The organism is Algoriphagus yeomjeoni (assembly GCF_003259505.1).
Lineage (GTDB): Bacteria > Bacteroidota > Bacteroidia > Cytophagales > Cyclobacteriaceae > Algoriphagus > Algoriphagus yeomjeoni.
Map to the genome: position 1 here is coordinate 176,653 of NZ_QLLK01000009.1, position 22,943 is coordinate 199,595.

19 protein-coding genes are annotated in these 22,943 nt (G+C 41.7%); 13 read left to right on the forward strand and 6 right to left on the reverse strand.

Features of this window, described 5'->3' with window-relative positions:
- Positions 1 to 16: 16 nt before the first annotated feature.
- From LV83_RS15780 to LV83_RS15795, 4 genes are all read left to right on the forward strand, one after another.
- Positions 17 to 910, forward strand: coding sequence for an ABC transporter ATP-binding protein (locus LV83_RS15780; protein WP_111612516.1), 894 nt, complete (start codon positions 17 to 19; stop codon positions 908 to 910).
- Positions 903 to 2,213 carry an ABC transporter permease gene (locus LV83_RS15785; RefSeq protein WP_111612517.1) on the forward strand — a complete coding sequence of 437 codons (1,311 nt, stop codon included), beginning with the start codon at positions 903 to 905 and terminating at the stop codon, positions 2,211 to 2,213. The genes LV83_RS15780 and LV83_RS15785 overlap by 8 nt, the downstream gene beginning before the upstream one ends.
- 294 nt (positions 2,214 to 2,507) lie before the next feature.
- Positions 2,508 to 3,743 (forward strand): sensor histidine kinase, encoded by a 1,236-nt coding sequence (locus LV83_RS15790; RefSeq protein WP_111612518.1) that lies wholly within the window; start codon positions 2,508 to 2,510, stop codon positions 3,741 to 3,743.
- Positions 3,744 to 4,180: 437 nt separating this feature from the next.
- Entirely contained in the window at positions 4,181 to 5,761 is a 1,581-nt protein-coding gene (locus tag LV83_RS15795; protein WP_111612574.1) for a peptide chain release factor 3, read from the forward strand.
- 120 nt (positions 5,762 to 5,881) lie between these two features.
- On the opposite strand, the gene LV83_RS15800 is transcribed toward LV83_RS15795, so the two are convergent.
- Both LV83_RS15800 and ade read right to left on the reverse strand, forming a co-directional pair.
- Positions 5,882 to 6,175, reverse strand: coding sequence for a hypothetical protein (locus tag LV83_RS15800; protein ID WP_111612519.1), 294 nt, complete (start codon positions 6,173 to 6,175; stop codon positions 5,882 to 5,884).
- A gap of 209 nt (positions 6,176 to 6,384) precedes the next feature.
- Entirely contained in the window at positions 6,385 to 8,013 is a 1,629-nt protein-coding gene (gene ade, locus LV83_RS15805) for an adenine deaminase (RefSeq protein WP_111612520.1), read from the reverse strand.
- A 129-nt stretch (positions 8,014 to 8,142) separates the two neighbouring features.
- Here ade and cmk point away from each other — a divergent pair, with 129 nt between their 5' ends.
- From cmk to LV83_RS15850, 9 genes are all read left to right on the forward strand, one after another.
- A complete protein-coding gene (cmk, locus tag LV83_RS15810; RefSeq protein WP_111612521.1) occupies positions 8,143 to 8,847 on the forward strand; it encodes a (d)CMP kinase in 705 nt (234 codons plus the stop codon).
- Positions 8,831 to 9,727 carry a 4-hydroxy-3-methylbut-2-enyl diphosphate reductase gene (locus LV83_RS15815; protein ID WP_111612522.1) on the forward strand — a complete coding sequence of 299 codons (897 nt, stop codon included), beginning with the start codon at positions 8,831 to 8,833 and terminating at the stop codon, positions 9,725 to 9,727. Before cmk ends, LV83_RS15815 begins: the two co-directional genes overlap by 17 nt.
- 133 nt (positions 9,728 to 9,860) lie before the next feature.
- Positions 9,861 to 11,213, forward strand: a complete 1,353-nt coding sequence (locus tag LV83_RS15820) for a Na(+)-translocating NADH-quinone reductase subunit A (protein WP_111612523.1) — start codon at positions 9,861 to 9,863, stop codon at positions 11,211 to 11,213.
- Between the two features lie 5 nt (positions 11,214 to 11,218).
- Positions 11,219 to 12,436: an NADH:ubiquinone reductase (Na(+)-transporting) subunit B gene (locus tag LV83_RS15825; RefSeq protein ID WP_111612524.1), complete on the forward strand. Its 1,218-nt coding sequence runs from the start codon at positions 11,219 to 11,221 to the stop codon at positions 12,434 to 12,436.
- Positions 12,423 to 13,187 carry an NADH:ubiquinone reductase (Na(+)-transporting) subunit C gene (nqrC, locus tag LV83_RS15830; RefSeq protein ID WP_111612525.1) on the forward strand — a complete coding sequence of 255 codons (765 nt, stop codon included), beginning with the start codon at positions 12,423 to 12,425 and terminating at the stop codon, positions 13,185 to 13,187. Before LV83_RS15825 ends, nqrC begins: the two co-directional genes overlap by 14 nt.
- A 30-nt stretch (positions 13,188 to 13,217) precedes the next feature.
- Complete coding sequence (locus LV83_RS15835) at positions 13,218 to 13,889, forward strand: NADH:ubiquinone reductase (Na(+)-transporting) subunit D (protein WP_111612526.1); 672 nt, start codon at positions 13,218 to 13,220, stop codon at positions 13,887 to 13,889.
- A 14-nt stretch (positions 13,890 to 13,903) separates the two neighbouring features.
- Complete coding sequence (gene nqrE, locus LV83_RS15840; protein ID WP_111612527.1) at positions 13,904 to 14,515, forward strand: NADH:ubiquinone reductase (Na(+)-transporting) subunit E; 612 nt, start codon at positions 13,904 to 13,906, stop codon at positions 14,513 to 14,515.
- Between the two features lie 130 nt (positions 14,516 to 14,645).
- A complete protein-coding gene (locus LV83_RS15845; protein WP_111612528.1) occupies positions 14,646 to 15,275 on the forward strand; it encodes a 3-keto-disaccharide hydrolase in 630 nt (209 codons plus the stop codon).
- A gap of 84 nt (positions 15,276 to 15,359) precedes the next feature.
- Complete coding sequence (locus tag LV83_RS15850) at positions 15,360 to 15,914, forward strand: DUF502 domain-containing protein (protein ID WP_111612529.1); 555 nt, start codon at positions 15,360 to 15,362, stop codon at positions 15,912 to 15,914.
- Positions 15,915 to 15,964: 50 nt separating this feature from the next.
- Here LV83_RS15850 and selD read toward each other — a convergent pair whose 3' ends face one another.
- The 4 genes from selD to dnaE all read right to left on the reverse strand — a co-directional run bounded on the left by selD (position 15,965) and on the right by dnaE (position 22,942).
- Positions 15,965 to 17,008: a selenide, water dikinase SelD gene (gene selD, locus LV83_RS15855; protein WP_111612530.1), complete on the reverse strand. Its 1,044-nt coding sequence runs from the start codon at positions 17,006 to 17,008 to the stop codon at positions 15,965 to 15,967.
- Positions 16,980 to 18,035 (reverse strand): tRNA 2-selenouridine(34) synthase MnmH, encoded by a 1,056-nt coding sequence (mnmH, locus tag LV83_RS15860; RefSeq protein WP_111612531.1) that lies wholly within the window; start codon positions 18,033 to 18,035, stop codon positions 16,980 to 16,982. Before mnmH ends, selD begins: the two co-directional genes overlap by 29 nt.
- 66 nt (positions 18,036 to 18,101) lie before the next feature.
- Positions 18,102 to 18,422 carry a thioredoxin gene (trxA, locus tag LV83_RS15865; RefSeq protein WP_111612532.1) on the reverse strand — a complete coding sequence of 107 codons (321 nt, stop codon included), beginning with the start codon at positions 18,420 to 18,422 and terminating at the stop codon, positions 18,102 to 18,104.
- Between the two features lie 233 nt (positions 18,423 to 18,655).
- Complete coding sequence (gene dnaE / locus LV83_RS15870) at positions 18,656 to 22,942, reverse strand: DNA polymerase III subunit alpha (RefSeq protein ID WP_111612533.1); 4,287 nt, start codon at positions 22,940 to 22,942, stop codon at positions 18,656 to 18,658.
- Position 22,943: the final 1 nt, after the last annotated feature.

The window sequence follows — 22,943 nt, forward strand, 5'->3', positions numbered from 1 at the left end:
CCCTATTTTTTGGAATATGCTGAAAATTAAAAAGCTTAATAAATCCTACGGAGCCAATAAGGCATTGACAGATGTGGATTTGAATGTGTCCGAAGGGGTAGTTTTTGGTCTCCTTGGTCCAAATGGAGCTGGGAAAACCACCCTAATCCGAATAATAAATCAGATTATAGACAGCGATAGCGGGGAAGTCTACATTGGGGGTGAGCTTTTGGCACCTAAGCATATTGGATTGATCGGGTATTTGCCTGAAGAGCGTGGGCTTTATAAGAAAATGAAAGTCTGGGATCAGATGCTTTATTTCGCCAGACTTAAAGGGCTGAGTCCTCAGGAAGCCAAGATTAAAATCAAAAACTGGCTTGAAAAGCTAGAAATGGAAACTTGGAAGGATAAGAAGATTGAAGATCTCTCTAAAGGCATGGCTCAGAAAGTCCAGTTTATTTCTACCATAATTCATAACCCACCACTTTTGATTCTTGACGAACCATTTTCCGGTTTTGATCCAGTGAATGCTGAGATCATCAAAAATGAGATTTTGGAGCTAAAAGCAAAGGGAACTACCGTGATCCTGAGTACGCATAGAATGGAATCTGTGGAGTTACTTTGTGATCAAGTAGCAATGATCAATCGCTCCAAAAAGATTATTGATGGCACCATTAAACAGGTGAAATCAATTTATAGACCTGAAGTTTATTCGATTACATTAGACCAAATCAAAAGGGATTTACCTACCGAATGGATATCCAAAGAAGATGAGGGAAGCTACAGTTTTACGCTCCCACTGAGCGGTAAAACTCCTAATGAACTTCTAAATGAATTGATGCAGTACGGGGAAGTGAATCGATTTCAGGAGCTCATCCCTAGCATGGAAGAAATTTTTATTCACCAGGTAAAGTCAACAGAGAATGGATAAGATCTGGTTAGTCATACAGCGGGAGTATGTCGCTCGTGTTAAAAAGAAATCATTTTTACTTGTCACCTTATTAACACCTTTGATATTCCCTGCGATCATGGGGATTTTCGTTTGGATTGCTTTGGAAGAAGACGACAACCAAGCGCTAAGGATTATAGAAGTGGTAGATGATAATAAGCTATTCTTTCTTGAGAGTTCGGAGCAATATGCTTTTTCATTTTCGGATATAAATTCCGATGAAGCCAAGAAATTAGTACAGGATGGAGATCGTTACGGTTTTCTTCATATCCCTAAGTTTGATATAAAGGATCCCCAAGGGATTTCATTTTATGGGGAAGAAAATCCAAGCATGAGTTTGGTTAGCTACTTGGAGAATAATCTGCGAAAAAAAATCGAAGAACAACGTCTTTTTGAAAGCGGAATTGATCCGAAAATCATCAATGAAGTTCGGACAAAAGTAGCGATCAAATCTATAACCCTAGATGAAGAAGGAACAGAAACTGTTAGCAACGCGACAGTGAATTATGCGATTGGCTTTGTAGCTGGGATATTGATTTACATGTTCATTTTCATCTATGGCAATCAGATCATGCAGGGCGTGATTGAGGAAAAATCCAGCCGAATCGTAGAGATATTGGTTTCTTCACTCAAACCATTTCAGCTGATGCTGGGTAAAATAATTGGTATTGCTGGAGTCGGACTTACTCAACTTTTGATTTGGATAGTGCTAGTCGGAACCTTGACTACACTAGTGACAGGTTTTCTGGGAATGCAAATGCCGCAGCAGCAAGCCATGGAAATGGCTAATCCAGAATTGGCCCAGAGTATGGCGCAGAATTCTGAAATGGGAGATATACTTCTTGTTCTTGCAGGTATCAATTACGTGCAAATAACTTTAAGTTTTGTGTTTTATTTCTTGGGAGGATATCTGCTGTATGGAGCTTTGTTTGCCGCAATTGGATCGGCAGTAGATGCGCCTTCAGATGCCCAGCAATTTATGTTACCTGTGACTATTCCATTGATTGTTGCATACATGGGCTTATTTGTGTTTGTCCTGAACGACCCAACTAGTACGACTTCATTTTGGCTCTCAGTCGTTCCGCTCACGTCTCCGATCGCGATGATGGGTCGAGTGAGTTATGGTGTTCCTTTCTGGGAGCTAGCTTTATCAATGGGATTACTGATTGTTGGTTTTCTGTTCACTACTTGGGTAGCTGGCAAAATCTATAGAATCGGAATCCTCATGCATGGAACAAAGCCAAGCTATAAGACACTTTGGAAGTGGATTAAGACAAATAATTGATATTTACTGCACTACGGTTGAGTACCATGATTAGATTCCAACAGAAAATCCAGACATAACCGTCTGGATTTTCTGTTGGAAATCAATGAAAGTATTTCTCTCAAATATTTTCTTTATTTGACTGCTGATCTTCAAATTTCCTATCTTTTGATTGAGTTGAAGAGTATTACCTACTTAAGAAATATCACAATCCTACTCCAGAAGCAGTGCCTTTCCGTCTAATAAATTCTGTATCCCGATGATACTATCTTTTTGAATAGGTAGTTAGTAACGATAGTAATTCAAGTTTGATTAATGAAAAAACGATTTCAGGACCTTACCTCTCTAGATTTTTACACGAATAGGAAGCAAGTCAAGTGGCTTGTGGTTGCCTCTTCTTTGATTATTGGAGCCGGGTCGATTTGGTATACCAATAGTCTTGTGGAGGAGTTGCGGGAGCGAGAAAGAAGGCAGATAGAATTGCTTTCCAGTGCCCTGGAATATGCGGCTACAACGATGGAGAATCTCACGTTCATCAACCAAGAGATCATCCAACAGAATTATTCCATTCCGATTATTATGGTGGATGACTCCGAAAACCCCATAGAATTCAGAAACATTCCATTTAAAAAAAATGCCACTGCGGAAGATTCAGTTAAAACTCTCGAGAGAGAACTGGCTGAAATGCGTGGAGAATACGAGCCAATTCTTCTACCAGAGGCAGATATTCAGGTTTTTTACAGGAATTCTGAGCTGCTGATTAATCTAAAATACTACCCCTACGTGCAGCTTGGGATTATTCTGATTTTTGGTGCTTTTGCCTATGCACTCTTCAATCAAAGTAAAATCGCAGAGCAAAACCGTGTGTGGGCTGGATTGACCAAAGAAACAGCTCATCAACTCGGGACGCCGATAGCCTCCTTGATGGCTTGGATAGATTATCTCAGGAATTCTCCTGTGTGGGAGGAAAATAAGGAAATTATCACTGAAATGGATAAAGACGTGGTGAAGCTGAGGATGGTGACAGAGCGATTTAGTAGTATAGGATCTAAGCCTGTCATCCAATCCGGGAATGTTTATGAGACCATCGAGGAAACGATGAATTACTTGCGTCCGAGGATTTCCACCAAGGTTGATTTGAATATTCATGCAGATTCCAAGGATTTGGATGCGATGATGAATAAGCCACTTTTTGAATGGGTGATCGAGAACATCTGTAAGAATGCCGTAGATGCGATGAAAGGAAAAGGTCAAATCGATATAGAAATTCTTCAAGACAGTGACAAGTTTGTGATCATCGATATCACTGATACTGGCAAAGGTATGGAGAAGAAAATGTATAGACGGGTGTTTAATCCTGGTTTTTCTACCCGTCAGCGGGGCTGGGGACTTGGATTGACATTAGCAAAAAGAATTGTGGAAGGCTATCACGGAGGGAAGATTTTCGTCAAACATTCTGAAGTAGGGAAAGGAACTACTTTTAGAATTTTGCTCCATGGAAGTCATGAGGGAGCATCGCAGTTTATAACTGAAGGAATTCTTGAGTATTGACTGGGGATTTACGATTTTTTGAATTACGATTTACGAGGGCAATTTGGAAATCAAGCGTTACTACTCGCAGTAAACCCTTGTGCATTTTGAATGATGAAGTCTCCGCTTACCACTGCGACGCGGTACGCGGAAGCAGTCTGGTTGTGATAATGAGATTGGTTGGTGCCTCGCGAGGATGTAACTCCCTAATCAAAATAAACTTTTTAATGATGAATGTCGAATGAAGAATAGCGAATAATGAAGTTTGAGGTAAGGATGAGTTCGCGACAAGATTAATATACTTTTCTTATAGACCACTGAAATGAAGAATGAGGTAAACACTTTCGCGAACCGCGTAAATCGTACTTCGTAAATCAAACATCAAAACCCAACTTTTAACTTTACCACCTTACCACCCATTTTTTTCCTACCTTTGCAGCCTTAATTTGATGTCTCCCATGAGTTTGAAAGAAGAAATCCAGAAGCGTAGAACCTTTGCTATTATTGCTCACCCCGATGCAGGAAAGACCACTTTGACTGAGAAGTTGTTGCTTTTTGGTGGAGCGATCCAGACGGCGGGTGCGGTGAAATCGAATAAAATCGATACCGGAACCAAGTCGGATTGGATGGCCATAGAGAAGCAAAGAGGTATATCCGTGGCGACTTCTGTCATGGGATTTGAATACAAAGACATCAAAATCAACTTGCTTGATACGCCTGGTCACCAGGATTTTGCAGAAGATACTTACCGTACGTTGACTGCTGTCGATTCGGTCATTATGGTGATTGACTGCGTGAAAGGCGTGGAGATTCAGACGGAGAAACTCATGGAAGTCTGCCGGATGAGAAATACTCCTGTGATCTGCTTTATCAACAAACTCGATAGAGAAGGCCGTGATCCTTACGAACTGATAGAAGAAGTGGAGCAAAAGCTGAACATTCAGTGCCGTCCGCTTTCTTGGCCTATCGGAATGGGAAAAACATTCAAAGGCGTTTATAACCTGTTTGACCACAAGCTCAATCTTTTTACCCCATCTCAAAGGAAACTCAGCGATGTGCGCCAGTCTTTCGAGGATGTGAATGATCCTGAACTGGAAGGATTGATTGGGAAAAGCTACGCAGACCAACTTCGGGAAGATGTGGAATTGATCGAGGGAGTTTATCCGGATTTCGATCCTACTGAGTATTTGGAAGGAAAAGTGGCACCAGTATTCTTTGGCTCTGCAGTGAATAACTTCGGTATTAATGAGATGCTGGATACCTTTATCAAAATAGCTCCTGCACCAAAAAGCCGTAGAACGGAGGATCGTGAAGTGAAACCTGACGAGAAGAAATTTTCAGGTTTTGTGTTTAAGATTCACGCCAATATGGATCCAAATCACCGAAACAGAATCGCTTTCTTGAGAATCTGCTCTGGTACTTTTGAGCGGAATAAGCCTTACAATCACGTGCGTGGACCGAAGCCGCTTCGTTTTTCCAACGTGACACAATTCATGGCGCAGGATAAGGAGATGATTGATGAGGCATTCCCAGGAGATATCGTGGGATTGTATGATACGGGAAACCTGAAAATCGGCGATACGCTGACTGATGGCGAAGACATGCAGTTTGTGGGGATTCCAAGTTTCTCTCCGGAGATTTTCCGGGAAGTGGTGAATAAGGATGCGATGAAAACCAAGCAACTGGAGAAAGGCTTGAAGCAACTCATGGAAGAAGGAGTCGCTCAGTTATTTACCTTCGATATGGGTTCGAGAAAAGTAGTGGGTACAGTCGGGCAACTTCAGTTTGAAGTAATCCAGTTCCGATTGAAAAACGAATACAACGCTACGGTGGAGTTTCACCCAATGAACCTATACAAAGCCTGCTGGATCACCAGCAAGGATAAGAAGCAGTTGGAAGAATTTGTCCGCTCCAAAAACCGTCATATCGCTCATGACAAAGACGGTAAACTTGTCTTTATGGCCGAGTCAAAGGCCTGGCTTCAGATGGTGATGGATAATTATCCTGAAATAGAGTTCCACTTTACATCGGATATTTGATTTTGGCAACCTTCTAGGTTTTGGAAACCTGGAAGGTTTGCTTTTTTATGGCTCTATGGTAAAACTGAAAAAATTCGGAATCTAATTCCGAATTATTCCACATTATACATATTGTACTTTTCAAAGCATCATCAGCACGAGCAACACAACGTTGATAAGTATTCTAAAAGCAAAAGCCACAATGTTTTTTCGCGGATTTTCTATTTTTTCTCTGTGCTTGACAGTCTGGAAAAGGAAATAGCCTGAACCAACAATCGTCAAGGAAACGACAATAATCAATGGAAGAGTCAAGAATTCCAGCGACTTCATTCTACTCACAAAGACGTTTAGTACAAAGGATATCAACGTCACCACAGATCCAATGGACTGGGCTTTTTGGATTTGAGATAAAATATTGACATTCGTGTTTTTCACTTTGAAATGTTTGAGATAATTGTTCGGTGTTAGTGTATTAGGATGCAATTAAATAATGAGGAGTAGGTTTTAACGGCCTAATATTATCTCTTTAGTAAAAAAATGATTAGAGCTATTGATGCTCCAATCAATAGTATAATACCTTGTGTTCTTGCTGATTTTGTCGATTCTGATTCTTTCATTTCTATCGTATTTCTTTACAATTCCAATCAATCTTCCAAAAACACCTCCTCAAATACAAACTTCTGCCCATTAAACAAGCCCTTATCACTCAACTTCAAATCGGGAATTACCAATAACGCCATAAAACTCAAAGTCATAAATGGGGAATTCAGCGTAGCTCCCATATTCTTGGCAAGTCTATCAATCTTCGTGTAGGCAAAAGCAACTTCATAGCCATCAGAAGGAGACATAATCCCTCCGACAGGAAGTGGAAGAATTTCTTTCTGATTTCCATTTACAGCAGAAACTCCGCCTTTCGCCTCTATTAAAAGATTCACAGCCTTGCAGATGGATTCATCATCGATCCCTACTGCTATGATATTATGTGAGTCGTGGCCAACGGAGGAAGCGATTGCTCCGGTTTTCAATCCAAAATTTTTAATAAAAGCCACAGCTGGTGGAGCATTTTCGTAGCGATTGACTACGGTGATTTTTAATATGTCTTCCGCTGGATTCGATTCTGCAAATCCGTCTTTGATTAGAATCTCTCCAGAGATTTCCGGCGTGATCAATTGTCCATCCAATGCTTCAATCACTCTGACTTTGGAACCGTTTGCTTTGAGTTGAAAATCTTCTGGCTTTTTGAGTGAAGTATTGAAATTGTTGATGATGTCATTTTTGATGGGCTGAATCAACGTCTTTCCATTTTCCGCAACTTTTTCTCCATTTATATAAGTGCTGATGACTTTGAAATCCTTCAAGTCTTTTACCATAATAAAATCTGCGGGATCACCTTCTTTGAGTTGCCCCACATTCATAGAATAATGAGTAATAGGATTCAGGCAGGCAGCCTGAAGCACGTTATAAAGATCTTTTCCTTTTGCGACAGCTCTGGCGGCTAGCTCATTGATATGAGAAACTGCCAAATTATCCGGATGCTTATCATCAGAGCAAAACATAATCATTTCAGGATATTCATCGATCAGATCGATCAGAGCCTCAAAGTTTTTAGCTGCTGATCCTTCACGGATAGCGATTTTCATCCCCAGTTTGATTTTGCCCAATGCCTCTTCATAGGTAAAACACTCATGATCGGTGCTTGGGCCTGCACTGACATATTTCTCTGCAAGTTCACCTTTTAATCCGGGAGCATGACCGTCTATAGGTTTACCGTATTTCTTCGAGATTCGGATTTTCTCCATCACCAGCTCATCCCGATTCACCGTGCCAGGCCAATTCATCATTTCTGCCAAGTAATGAATTTCGGGCCTAGACATCAGGTTTTCAATGTCTGCTGCATTTATTTCTCCGCCTGCAGTCTCGAAAGGAGTGGCAGGGACGCAGGAAGGAGCACCAAAGTAGAATTTGAAAGGAACCTGCTTACCATTTTCGATCATATATTCCACGCCTTGCATTCCACAGACATTGGCGATCTCGTGCGGATCGGAAATGGTTGCAACAGTTCCATGAACTACGGCTAGCCTTGCAAATTCGGCAGGAACCAACATGGAACTCTCCACATGTACATGCGCATCGATAAAGCCAGGCATCAAAAAAGGCAAGGAAGGATCTTCTTCGATTTTTTCAAGCTTTGCTATTATACCATTTTGGGTACTAAGTGAAACAGCATAAATCTCACGGTTTGGAATATCGACGAATTGTCCTTGAATCTGCATAAAAATTAGGGGGAAATTAGATGGAGAGAATCTGCATAAGCGATTCGATTCCAAGGTTTGGGGATTGGTTTGGATTAAAACTACTATATTTGCACAGGAATAAAAAAAGCCAATTACAAGGATTTTTGAATGAATAAAATCGTCATCGCCATCGATGGATATTCGGGATGTGGAAAGAGCTCCACGGCCAAAGCAGTAGCAAAGGATTTGGGATATACTTACATCGATTCCGGAGCTATGTATAGAGCGGCAACACTACACTTTTTGAATCATTTTCTCTCCCCAACCAATCCGCACGATGTCGAAAAGGGTTTGAAGTCATTAGAGATTTCTTTTCACCTCAATCCTGAAACGGCCAAACAAGAGACCTATTTGAATGGTTTGAATGTGGAGGATGAGATCCGTACTATGCGCATTTCTAATAAAGTTTCTGAAATCGCAACGGTTGCTGCCATCAGAAAAGAACTGGTCGCCCAGCAGCAACGATTGGGTAAGAAAAAAGGGGTGGTCATGGATGGTCGGGATATCGGGTCTGTGGTTTTTCCTGATGCGGATTTGAAAGTATTCATGACTGCGGATTTGGATACTCGGGCAGTTAGACGTCAGGAAGAATTGTTAGAAAAAGGTGAGTTGGTTGAGTTGGAAGCGATTAAAACTAATCTAGCTGAAAGAGATCGGGTAGATTCCTCCCGATCAGAGAGTCCACTAAAGAAAATGCCAGATGCAGTGGAGGTAGATACAAGTAATAGTACCTTTGCGGCGCAAGTGGGGAAGATTGTCCACCTAGCGAGACAAATCATTGATAAAAAAGAGAGCTATGCAAGTAAGCATTGATAAAAACTCTGGGTATTGCTTCGGTGTCGAATTTGCCATCAAAATGGCAGAGGATGAAATGGAGCAAAGTGATCAGCTATATTGCTTGGGTGATATAGTTCATAATGATATGGAGGTTACTCGTCTAAGTGCAAAGGGTTTGGTCGTGATAGATCGTGAGCAATTGTCAGAGCTCCACGATTGCAAGGTGTTGATCCGAGCTCATGGTGAACCACCTGAGACGTACAGAACTGCCATTGAAAATAATATTGAGTTGATTGATGCTTCTTGCCCAGTAGTACTGAAGCTTCAGCATCGTGTGAAAAGCGCTTTCGATAAAATGGAGCGTGAGGAAGGTCAGATTGTCATCTATGGCAAAAAAGGCCACGCGGAAGTAATTGGTTTGACAGGTCAGACACTGGAAAAAGCCATCGTGGTGATGGAAGATGCTGACTTGGATAAAATAGACTTTACCAGGCCTGTGACCCTTTTCAGCCAAACCACCAAAAGCACGAAAGGATTTTACGAGATTTCTCAAAAAATAGAAGAGCGTATACAAGCCGCAAAACAAGAAATAACTAGAGAATCCTACAATACAAATGATTCTATCTGCCGTCAGGTCTCCAATAGAGAACCTCAATTGCAGCGGTTTTCTCAGGAAAATGATGTGATCTTATTTGTGTCGGGAAAGAAAAGCTCCAATGGCAAGGCTCTTCATCAAGTTTGTCTAGCACAAAACGAAAGAAGCTATTTCATTGAAAATGAGAAAGAGATTGATCCAGACTGGTTTCAAAAAGATGAGAAAGTTGGGATTTGCGGAGCTACCTCTACTCCCATGTGGCTGATGGAACAGGTTAAATCTTACGTGGAATCGCTCGAAGAAGGGGTGCTTTCAGTATAAAAGAGAGATATTTAAAAACTTAGGAAGCCATTCTTCCAAAAGTTCAAACATTAAAGTTCATATACCCTCAAATTAAAAAGGTTATTTATTAGATTTGGGGCGTTTTTCAAAAGCTCATAGTTCAAAAACAGATATGTCTAAAATAGTGAAGCTTAAGAAAGGTTTTGACATCAACTTGGTGGGAAAGGCTAAGCAAGAGCTTGCTGATTTCGCCCCGGCTCAAACCTTCGCAATTAAGCCGACAGACTTTATCGGGCTCCAGCGCCCTAAAGTTCTTGTCAATGAAGGAGATACCGTAAAGGCAGGTACTCCAATCCTGATCGACAAAGCATTGGATCAAGTAATGTATGCGGCTCCTGTTTCCGGCAAAATCGTCGAAGTGAAGCGTGGAGATCGTAGGAAATTGCTTGAAATCAGTATTTTGGCGGATGCTACCATCGACCACGAGCAACTAGGTGCTGTGAATATCGCTTCTCTGGATAGGGATGCTTTAGCAGCAAAACTGGCAGCGAGTGGTGTTTGGCCAAACATCATACAACGTCCTTACGGAATAGTAGCTAACCCTACAGATACTCCTAAGAGTATTTTTATTTCTGCTTTTGATACACATCCTCTTGCTCCGGACTATGCTTTCGCATTGCAAGGCCAAGAGAAATATCTTCAGGCAGGAATCGAAGCTCTTGCAAAACTTACAAGTGGTAAAGTTCACTTGAATGTGGATGGCTCAAAGCCTACTCCATCTGTTTTTGCAGACTTGAAAGGAGCTCAGGTAAATAAGTTTTCGGGTCCTCACCCTGCAGGAAACGTAGGCGTACAGATCCATCACTTAGATCCTATGAACAAAGGTGAAATCGCTTGGACTGTCTCTCCATATGGACTTGCTCAGATCGGTAAATTAATTTTGGAAGGTGTGTACGATGCTTCTAAAATCATCGCAGTAACTGGCTCTGAATTGACCAAAGCAGCTTATGTAAAGACTTACATGGGCGCTTCAGTTTCCACTTTCGTAAAAGGCAATCTTAATTCTGGTCATGTAAGAGTGATATCTGGAAATGTGCTTACTGGTGAGAAAATTTCTCTGGAAGGTTTCTTAGGCTTTTACCACAACCAGATCACAGTTATCCCTGAGGGTGATTACTATGAATTCATGGGATGGGCAAAGCCTACCACTAGATTGAGCTACCACAGGGCATTAGGATTATTGTCTTTCCTTACTCCAAACAAAGAATTCGTCATGGACTCTAATGGTAGAGGAGAAGAAAGAGCATTTGTTCAGACTGGTGTTTTTGAATCTGTTACTCCAATGGATATACTTCCAGTTTATCTATTGAAAGCTATCATGGCTGAAGATTTTGACGAAATCGAAGAATTGGGGATCTATGAGATCGTGGAAGAAGATTTAGCTCTTTGCGAGTTTGTGGATGTGTCAAAGCATCCTGTGCAGGAGTTAGTTAGAAAAGGAATTGAATTAATCCAATACAGTTAATCCATATGAAGTTTCTAAGAGATTTATTGGACAAGCAGAAGCCACTTTTCGAAAAAGGTGGCAAGCTTGAAAGTCTATATTACGCGTTTGAGGCAGGGGAGACATTCATGTTCAGCCCTAAGCATACTACCGGCATCAAAGGTGCTCAAGTAAAAGATGCTATCGATTTGAAGCGAATGATGATCACAGTGGTAATCGCTATGATTCCATGTTTGCTTTTTGGTATGTACAATACAGGTCATCAGCATTTATTGGCAACTGGCGGAACTGCTGGCCTTTGGGAAAATTTTGGTGAGAAATTAGGTACAGGCGCATTCTTAGTCTTACCAATCGTCTTAGTTGCTTATGCAGCAGGTGGTATGGTTGAAGCTATTTTTGCAATTGTACGTAAGCACCCAATCAACGAAGGCTTCTTGGTAACAGGGATGCTTATCCCTTTGGTGGTGCCAGCAACTACACCATTATGGCAAGTGGCATTGGCAACTGTTTTCGCTGTAGTGATTGCTAAAGAAGTATTTGGTGGTACTGGTATGAACGTCTTGAACGTGGCCATGACAGCAAGAGCATTTTTGTATTTCGCATACCCAGCACAGATTTCTGGTGATCAGGTTTGGACTTACTTAGGTGATAAAATGCCAGTTGATGGCTTCTCTGGAGCTACTGCTCTATCAGTAGTTTACAATGCTGGCGTGGACGGTACACAGTCAGCTGTCGAAGCTTTAGCAAGCCACAACACAGCACTGGGATCTGGATTGTATGAATTCACAAACTTGTTCATAGGATGGATACCAGGATCAATTGGTGAGACATCTACTTTGATGGCGTTGGTTGGCGCATTAATCCTAATCGGTACTGGAGTAGCAAGCTGGAAGATTATCTTCTCAGGTTTTGCTGGAGCATACATTATGGGTTTTGTGATGAATCTTTTCTCAGTAAATGAATATATGTCATTGCCTCCTCAGTACCACTGGGTGATGGGTGGCTTGGCATTCGGTATTGTCTTTATGGCAACTGATCCTGTATCTGCAGCGCAGACAGAGGTCGGAAAATGGATTTACGGTCTTTTGATAGGTATGCTTACTGTGATCATTCGAGTGACTAACCCAGCTTACCCTGAGGGAATTATGCTAGCGGTTCTATTCATGAACGTGTTCGCTCCGCTGATCGATTATTATGTAGTTAAGGCAAATAAAACAAGGAGGTTACAACGTGCAACAGTCTAATACTTATATTATTACGTTCTCCGTCATCTTGACGGTAGTTCTGGGATTACTTCTTTCAGGTACTTCTCAAGTTTTGGGTCCTTTGCAAAAAGAAGCAATTGCGTTGGACAACAAAAAACAAATCTTGGGTGCAGTTATATCTGGCGAGGAGATTGCAGCCATGACTCCTCAACAGGTTAATGAATATTACAGTAACAGAATTGCTTCCGTTGTAGTGGATATTACAGGTAAGGAAGTTACTGAGCGCGATGGTGTCGCAGTCACTGCTGAGACCGTTGATATTGCCAAGAACTATAAGAAGCCAGCTGAGGAAAGATTATACCCAGTATATATTTTCCATGCTGAGGGAAGTCCTGAATCCGCTGAAAATTACATTTTGCCTCTTTACGGAGCAGGTCTTTGGGACGCTATCTGGGGATATGTTGCTTTGGAGACAGATATGAACACAGTAGGAGGAATTACCTTAGCCCATGCGGGAGAAACTCCAGGTCTTGGAGCTAGAATCACGGAGCCAGGTGTACAAGAGAGATATGAGGGCAAGACTATATACAATGAGTCAGGAGAGTTAGTGGCAGTAGAGATGCAAAAAGGAGAAGGCAAAGATTACTCTGGCGATCCTCACCAAGTAGACGGTATGTCTGGGGCTACTATTACTGCAAAAGGAGTTAATAATATGCTTAAGAATTATCTTGGCTACTATGAAGCTTACATTGAAAATAAGAAGTCTTCTTCGTCTGTAGCTACACTTTAATCGAACTATTCAACTCAATAATTATTAAATATGAGTGCTGAAACTATAGAAAAAAAGCCTGCAGAGGCATTACTCTCCAAGCGTAGGAAAAAACTGGTAAGCGATCCTCTGATCGATGACAACCCGGTGACTATCCAGGTACTTGGTATTTGTTCTGCTCTTGCAGTTACCACGCAAATGAAACCTACTTTGGTAATGGCTATTGCGGTTATCTTCGTAATTGTGATGTCCAATTTTTTAATTTCTCTTATGAGAAATACTATTCCTAGCCGAGTTAGGATTATCGTACAGCTTGCAGTAGTAGCTACCTTGGTAACTTTAGTGAATGAGGTATTGAAAGCTTTTGCATATGATATGTACAAAGAACTATCCGTATTCGTTGGTTTGATCATTACCAATTGTATAGTAATGGGTCGTTTAGAAGCTTTCGCTTTGGGTAATAAGCCTTACGATTCCATTCTTGATGGATTTGGGTCTGCTCTAGGATATTCTTGGATTATACTAACGGTGGCCTTCTTCAGAGAATTGTTAGGATCAGGTGCAGTATTTGGTATCCCTATTTACGACTATGTCTCTAGCTTATTTGGTCCTGATTTCCAATTGGCAACGAACGGCCTTATGGTGTCACCTGTAGGGGCATTTATGGTCTTGGGATTATTGATTTGGGTACAGCGTACCAAAACTGGATATGTTGAACACTAAAACCAACTGAAGAAATGGATTTATTTAATTTAGGTATTCGGTCGATTTTTATCGACAATATGATTTTCGCTTACTTCCTTGGGATGTGTTCTTTTTTGGCAGTTTCCAAAAAAGTAACTACAGCTATCGGTCTTGGCGCAGCAGTAATATTTGTATTAACTGTGACTGTTCCGGTGAACTGGTTATTGAATGAGTATGTACTTAAAGAAGGTGCTTTATCCTGGGTGAATGCAGGCTTAGCAGACATAGATCTCTCATTCCTAAGATTCATCATGTTTATTGCGATTATCGCAGCGATGGTGCAGTTGGTGGAAATGGTGGTTGAGAAATTTGCTCCTGCACTTTACGGTGCTTTGGGTATATTCCTTCCTTTGATCGCTGTAAACTGTGCGATCCTAGGTGGTTCCCTATTCATGGCTCAAAGAGATTACACACTTGCTGAATCTACAGTTTATGGCTTCGGATCTGGAACTGGATTCTGTCTTGCCATTGTAGCTTTGGCTGCTATTCGTGAGAAATTAAAATATTCTCATGTTCCAAATGGCTTGAAAGGACTGGGTATTACTATGCTTTTGACAGGCTTGATGGGAATCGCATTCATGTCCTTTATGGGGATTGATTTGTAATCAGCCTTTAACAACAATATTCGAAAGCTCCGGGATGAAATCTCGGGGCTTTTGTTTTTAGTGGTGTTTGATTTTGTCTAATAGCTCGTAACTTTTACCTTTAATATACTATTCAATAACCCTGACTCTTATGAAAACCCTATTAACATTCTGCTGCTTTATAGCACTTACATTTTCGGCTGCCGCACAAAGCGGAGAGTGGATCGAACTATTCAATGGTGAAAATCTAGACGGCTGGAAGATTTCTGAAAACTCACAATCTTTTCAAGTGGAAGATGGCGTGATTAAAGTAGCTGGACCACGAGGACACGCGTTTTACAATGGAGATGTAGCAAATCATGATTTCAATAACTTTGAAGTAATTGCTGAAGTGAAAACCATGCCTGGAGCCAATTCAGGCATTTTTATCCATACCCAATACCAAGAAGACGGCTGGCCAAATGTTGGCTATGAGATTCAAGTCAATCAAAGTCATGGTGACTGGAGAAAGACGGGCAGTGTGTATTCTTTCCAAGACGTAAGAGATGTCTATGTGGAAGATGGAGAATGGTACACTGAGCATATCATCGTGCAAGGTGATATTGTGACAGTAAAGATCAATGGCGAAACAGTCAATGTATATGATCAGTCTAAGGATGAAAACCGTAAAGATGGTCTAGGTACAAAGAAAGTTGACCACGGAACAATCGCTCTTCAGGCTCATGATCCTAAGTCTGTGATCTACTATAAAAGTGTGAAGGTGAAACTCCTTCCAGACTGATCTAAAGAAATTTAAACGGAAAGTATCTTACAGTATAAATCCTGATTATTATTGACTAATAATCAGGATTTTCATTTTACAGTCATGACATTTACATACAAGCGTATTCTCTCTTATTTCCTTCGGGGAATGTTATTTGTGACTCCCTTAGCAGTCACCTTTTACATCATTTATCAGACAATCCTTTTTCTGGATAACTTGATCCCGGTACCATTACCTGGGATCGGTATTTTGATGGTTTTGGCGTTGATTACTTTTGTAGGATATCTGGCCAGCCTTTTCTTTGCCAAACCTATTTTTGATTGGTTTGAGCGGGGACTGATCAAGATTCCACTGGTGAATTTGATTTATACCAGCATCAAGGATCTGATGGGTGCTTTTGTTGGGGACAAAAAGAAGTTTTCCTCACCTGTCAAAGTGCAGCTGAGTGATACGTTTATCCGCTTGGGATTCATCACGCAGGATAATATGGGGATAGTGGGAGAGCCTGATATGGTTGCTGTTTATTTCCCTCATAGCTACAATGTTTCTGGGAATGTATTCTTGGTGCCAAAAGATAAAGTAACTCCGCTATTAGGAGTGAAGAGCTCTGATGTGATGAAGTTTATGGTGAGTGGAGGGGTTTCGCCATTGGTTTAATTCAAAAATTACCATTGAATGAAATTTGAACAAAATTGTATCAGCCAATTCTACTGCTTTACCTCTACTGTTTTTTCAGCCTTTTCTATGAACCTCCCAATTTCCCAAATCACCTGATTATGTTGCTTCATTGCCTCTTCAAACCAATCCCGGTTTTCAGGATCTACCGCAAGCATTAATCCTCCGCTAGTTTGAGGATCACAGAGCTTAACCAAGTCCATTCCCACCACTCCCTTGGTTTTGGCGCTGTAGGCATTCCAGTTACGGTAAGTATTGTCTGGGAAAATAAACTGATTAATGTATTCTTGAACTCCTTCTATCATCGGCAACCTATAGAGATCGATTTCTGCTGAAAGTCCAGAACCCTCACACATTTCTATTAAATGCCCCAACAATCCGAAGCCAGTGACATCTGTCATCGCATGAACTTCCTCATGGTTTCCGATGATCTCGCCAATAGAATTCAATCGACATGCGGTATCAAGTAGGTTCATGTAATCTTTGTCAGAGATCTTCTGACGCTTCAGCGCAGTCGCCAAAACGCCAACTCCAAGAGGTTTGGTGAGATAAATAATATCTCTTGTTTTGGCACCCTGATTCTTTTTGATTTTATGTGGATGAACAACTCCGTTCACTGAAAGTCCAAAAATCGGATCTTTGGCAGCAATAGAATGTCCGCCAGCTAATTCAATTCCTGCTGCTTTGCAAATAGATTTTGCTCCTTCCATTACCTTGGCGGCAAGTTCAGGAGCTAGTTTTTCCACAGGCCAGCTCAGGATAGCATTTGCAAAAATTGGTTTACCGCCCATCGCGTATACATCCGAGAGTGCATTGGCGGCAGCGATTCTTCCAAAATCAAATGGATCGTCCACGATCGGAGTGAAAAAATCGACTGTATTTATAACAGCTAAATCTTCTGAAACTTGATATACTGCAGCGTCATCCTTTCCTGAATTCCCAACCAAAAGTTTTGGGTCTGATTGAGTTAATGAGCCACTTGAACTTAGTATTTGGTCTAATATTGCCGGTGCAATTTTGCATCCGCAGCCAGAGCCTTCACTCCATTCAGTCAGTCGAGTCGGTGTGTTTTCCATGGAATTGAGATTTTGCTTCAAGTAGTTTTTTTGTTGATGTTTCTTCGTCGATTCCAGAAAGGTCTAACTGGATTGTTTTTCCTGATTCATGCTTATCCAAGTCGAAGTTGTACGCTTTGTCGTAGTAGACGAGCATGTTCGAGATCCAGGCTTCGTGATTTCCTTCCACTATTGCTTGTATCGCTTCTGAGGTTCGTAAACCTCCTAATCGCTTTTTAATGCGTAAAACGGCGAGAATTAATTCATCTGAAGGTAAGCCTGCGTATTCCTCAACAATCAAATTGATTCGCTCTTGTTCAGTTCTGTAAATATCGATCAGAGGAGAAGCTAGCATTTGGTGATAAAAATTGTCTGGGAGAATCAACCGTCCGATCTTCCTACTTTCATTTTCTACCCAGCTAGATTTCTTTGGATCTAGCTTATGTAAGGTTTCAGCAAATTCATTTTCAAATTGCTCCACGGAAGGTTGAGCGGGCTGTCCAATAGCGCCAAAGGAAGATCCTTTATGATTGGCTAAGCCTTCCAAATCTATGATTTGCTCTCCAGTTTCTTGAAGTTTTTTCAGTAATCTGGTTTTCCCGGTCCCTGTTTTTCCTCCTAGCACGATCAGATTCCAGTCTTTTCTGACTAAATCAAAACTGTAAGTTCTGTAAGTTTTGTAGCCACCTTTGAGGCGAAAAATATCAAAACCTACCATGGTCAATAGCCAAGCAAGAATATGACTTCGCATCCCTCCACGCCAGCAATAGATTATTACTTTTTTCTCAGGAAAGTGCTTGACAGTGTCCTTTATGATTAAATGGAATCTAGGCCCAACTAATTCGAACCCTTTGATGGTCGCTTCTTCTGGGCCTCTTTCTTTATAAAGTGTGCCGACTTGAATTCGCTCAGTATTATTCAGAATTGGGATGTTAATGGAGCCAGGGATATGGCTTTGATCAAATTCTTTTTCGCTGCGGGCATCGATCACAGGAAATTGATCTCTCAAACTCCAAAATTCATCTAAAGTAATTAACTGCTCGGCCATAAAGTTTGAAGATAAAAAAAGCCGCAAGGAATTCCTTGCGGCTCTGAATGTAATATAGTCAACTACTTAAAGTTGAGCATCAAGTTTTTGAGATAATACAGATTTTGGAACAGCTCCAACTTGCTTATCTACTATTTCTCCACCTTTGAAGAAGAGCAGAGTTGGAATAGATCTGATTCCGAATGCTTGCGCTACACCTGGATTTGCATCCACGTCTACTTTACCTACGACAGCTTTGCCATCATAATCTCCGGCTAGCTCTTCCACTACTGGACCGATCATTTTACAAGGTCCGCACCATTCAGCCCAAAAATCCACTAGGATTGGCTGTTCAGATTTGATTATTTCTTCAAAGTTTGCGTCAGTAATTTCTATTGCTTTTGACATTGTATGTTTGGTTTAAAATTTCTCGGATTTCAAATATATGACCAAAAGCCAATAGCGTATTAATAAGTTCCGAGGGATTTGATTTTTTTGTCAATGATTGATTGACAAAAACGATGATGGTAAAGGTTTTAATTTCTTTCCTATAGCTAATTTGGAGTAGTTGTGAATTGAATTCACTGAGCTAAATTTTAATGTGGACACCGAACATCGGTCATCAAACATCGGACTTACTTTTAAACCACCTTATACATCACCTCCGGAATTTGCTTCAGTTCCGTAATCATTTCCGCACTTGGATCGATGGAGAATCTTTTAGAGAAAAGCTCCAGCGCAATATTTTCCTTGCGATCAATCACATCAAAATACAGCTTGGCATCGCCTTTATACTTCTCGGTGATCACTTGTAGCTTTTCCATCAAATCTAACGTCAAATCATCCAGATTAATATTGACACGGAGACCCTTGACCATTTTTCCCCGGATTTCGTCCAGCAAAGTGATGTTGCCAATCTTGAATTCAAGCTCATTTTCAGCCCAGCGCTTACCCGCTACAGTTCCGCTGATGAACAAAAACCAGCCTGGCATAAAGTATTCTTTGAACCTTACATAATCGTCCCCAAAAAGGAAAAAGGTGAATGCACCCTGGTAATCTTCCAGCGTCAGCGTGCCAAAAGGTTTACCATTCTTAGTCGTCCTGTGAGCAAAAGTCGAAACCGAGCCAGCCAATTTGATGTCAGTTCTATTTCTGAGACTTTCCAAGTCATTCAGATCAGGCAAGGAAGCATTGGTGAAAGACTCAATTTCTAATCTGAATTGATCGAGTGGGTGACCAGATATATAAAGCCCAACCACTTCTTTTTCGATGTTCAATTGCTGTAGCTGCGTGAAAGGCTCCATCGGAGCAATTGTAGGAAGGGGAACTTCCATGTTTCCAGCACCTCCGCCAAATAAACTCACTTGGTTGCTTTCTTCCTCCTGCTGTACTTTCTGAGCGTATTTGGTCGCTTTTTCGATCAAATTCAAATCTCCATCTGCAGATTCCAGATATTGTCTTCTATGATGCTGTGGGAAGCAGTCAAATCCACCTGCCATTGCTAGTGCTTCCATTGTTTTCTTATTCAAAGCCTTGGAACTTACCCGCTTCGCAAAGTCAAAGATGTTTTTATACGGACCGTTTTTCTCCCGCTCTTCAATAATCGCATCTACTGCCGCAGATCCTGCACCTTTGATTGCAGCCATTCCAAATCGGATTTCTCCGGCTTGGTTTACCGTAAATCCATTTTTGGATTCATTCACGTCTGGGCCTAAAACAGGAATTCCGGCACGCTTACATTCCTCCATGAAAAACGTCACCTGCGTGATGTCATTCATGTTATTGCTCAAAACCGAAGCAAGGTATTCTGCTGGATAATGAGCTTTTAAATACGCTGTTTGATAAGCGATCCAAGCATAGCAAGTGGAGTGTGACTTGTTGAATGCGTAGGATGCAAAAGCTTCCCAGTCAGTCCAGATCTTCGAAAGTTTTTTGGCATCGTGACCTTTGGCGGAAGCTTGTTCGACAAACTTTGGCTTCATTTTGTCGAGTACATCCTTCTGCTTTTTACCCATCGCCTTACGCAAAACATCCGCCTCACCTTTGGTGAATCCAGCAAGTTTTTGGGACAAAAGCATCACCTGCTCTTGGTAAACGGTAATTCCATACGTTTCTTCCAAGTATTCCTGCATGTCATCCAGATCGTATTCGATCGCTTCAGTTCCATGCTTTCTTTTGATAAAAGAAGGAATGTACGCCAATGGTCCTGGACGATACAAGGCGTTCATGGCAATCAAATCCGCAAAAACCGTAGGCTTAAGCTCGCGCATATATTTCTGCATTCCGGCAGATTCATATTGGAAAATCCCGACTGTTTCGCCACGTTGGAAAAGCTCGTAAGTCTTCGCGTCGTCTATTGGGAAATGATCAGCATCCAGTTCGATTCCATGTCGTTCCTTGACTATTCGAACAGCGGTTTTGATCAGAGTTAGGGTTTTTAATCCCAAAAAGTCCATCTTCAGCAAGCCGGCAGATTCCACCACAGAGTTGTCAAACTGCGTACAAACCATGTCAGAATCCTTCGCCAAAGCTACAGGCACATAGTTCGTAATATCCGCCGGAGTGATTATGACACCGCAAGCATGAATTCCAAGATTCCGAACAGAACCTTCCAGCATGGTAGCCTGGTTGATCGTTTTTGCAGAATCATCTTGGCCTTTGGAAATTCGGATCAGTTCATCTGCTTTGGCGATCATTTCTCCCTGCCCCTTTAGCTTATCTGAAAGTGCAGCTCGATTTCCAGCTAAGCCAAATAATGCTTTTAGCTTGATGTCTGGCACCAAGCCGGCAAGTCTTCCAGCTTCAGGAAGTGGTAGGTTTAAGACGCGTGCGGTATCACGGATGGCAGACTTTGCAGCCATGGTGCCATAGGTGATGATTTGGGCAACTTGATTGGAACCGTATTTTTTGATTACGTAATCAATCACCGAGCCCCTTCCCTCGTCGTCAAAGTCAATATCAATATCGGGAAGTGAAACTCGGTCAGGATTTAGGAATCTCTCAAAAAGCAGGTTGTAAGCGATTGGGTCAATGTTTGTGATGCCTGTGCAATATGCAACAGCGGAACCCGCAGCAGAACCACGGCCAGGGCCTACTGATACACCCATTTTCCTCGCTTCTACAATAAAATCCTGAACGATCAAGAAATAGCCTGGGTAGCCAGTATTTTGGATCGTTGCCAACTCAAAATCTAGGCGTTCTTCGATTTCGGGTGTGATTACTGGGTAGCGTTTTTTTGCTCCTTCGTAGGTCAAATGTCTTAGAAAAGCATTCTCCCCACGTTTCCCTCCGTCCACTTCATCTTCTGCATGCTTGAATTCATCAGGAATCTCAAAAGCTGGAAGAAGTACTTCCCGAGCTAGTTTATAGGTTTCAATTTTCTCGGTAATCTCATTCGTACATTCAATAGCTTCCGGCAAATCTGCGAAAAGCTTTTTCATCTCATCGGGAGTTTTGATGTAGAATTCATCGTTTGGAAAACCGTAGCGAAACTCACGTCCACGCTTACCGATGTATTTTTTAGGCTTATCGTAAAGTTCCCCATCTTTCACACAAAGCAGGACATCATGCGCTTTGGCATCTGACTTTTCGCTGTAGTAAGAGTTGTTTGCTGCGAAATACTTCACGTCATATTTCTTCGCAAACTCCAAGAGCACCTCATTTACTTTCTCCTCTTCAGGAACTCCATGTCGGTTGAGCTCCACATAGAAGTCTTCTCCAAACTGTTCTTTCCACCAGACAAAAGCCTCCTCCGCTTGCGTTTCACCTACGTTAAGAATCAGAAATGGAATCTCACCCCAAAGGCCACCAGTAGTTGCAATCAGATCTCCTTTGTATTGAACCAAAAGCTCCTTGTCAATTCGTGGGACGTAATAAAAACCCTCGATATTTGCGTAGGAAGCTAGTTTTGCTAGGTTGTGGTAACCTGCTTTATTTTTTGCAAGGAGTACTGTCTGATAGCCATCATCCTTATTTGCTTTGTTTTTTCTGTCGCGACAAAGATTGAATTCACAACCCAAAATCGGTTTGATTTCCTTTGCTAAGGCTTCTTTTACGAAGTGAAAAGCACCCATCATATTCCCGTGATCAGTCATTGCTATCGCAGGCATTCCCAACTCCTTTGCGCGAGCAATCATCGCTGGAATCTCAGAAGTCGCCTGCAGCACAGAATACTGACTGTGCACATGCAAGTGGGTGAATGGAATGTCGGTGAGGTCCGAAATATCAGCTTTTCCGGCTTGCTTTAATACATCTTTAGCAGCGGCTTTTTGAGCGTCTTTTGCTTGCGCAAAGTTCGCTTCCTCCAGTTTTGGAGCTTCGTAAATAACTTCAGAAATAGAGATTCCTGATTCTGGCGCTTGGACTCCTTGGGTGATTAATCCAAAGAAACAGCGAGCAGTCGCATCCACATCATAGGCTGCATCGTGGGCATCACCGAAGCCTTTCCCAAAAAGTTTCTGGTGTAATTCAGTAAGCGTTGGCCATTTGTATTTGCCTCCTCGACCGCCTGGAAGGGCGCAGAAATCAGTGGAAATGTCTTTCGTATCCAACTGCTGTGCCGTCAGCGGCATAGTAGCCTCCGCTCTGTAATATTCAGAGCCGGTGACATTCACATCAAATTCCACATTGTGACCGACCAAGTATTTGGCTTGCTTCACATCGCCTTCGAATATTCCAAGAATCTGCTTCAGGTCGTGACCTTCTGCTAGCGCGCGCTTGGTAGAGATTCCGTGAACTTTCTCCGCATTATAGGGGATTGTAAATCCTTCAGGTCGGATGATGTAATTATGATTTGAGATCAGATTTCCCTTCCCATCATGCAGTTGCCAGGCTAGCTGAACCAGTCGTGGCCAGTTGTCCACATCGGACATGGGAGCATTGTAGTCGCGGGGAAGACCGGTGGTTTCCGTATCAAAAATTAAATACATA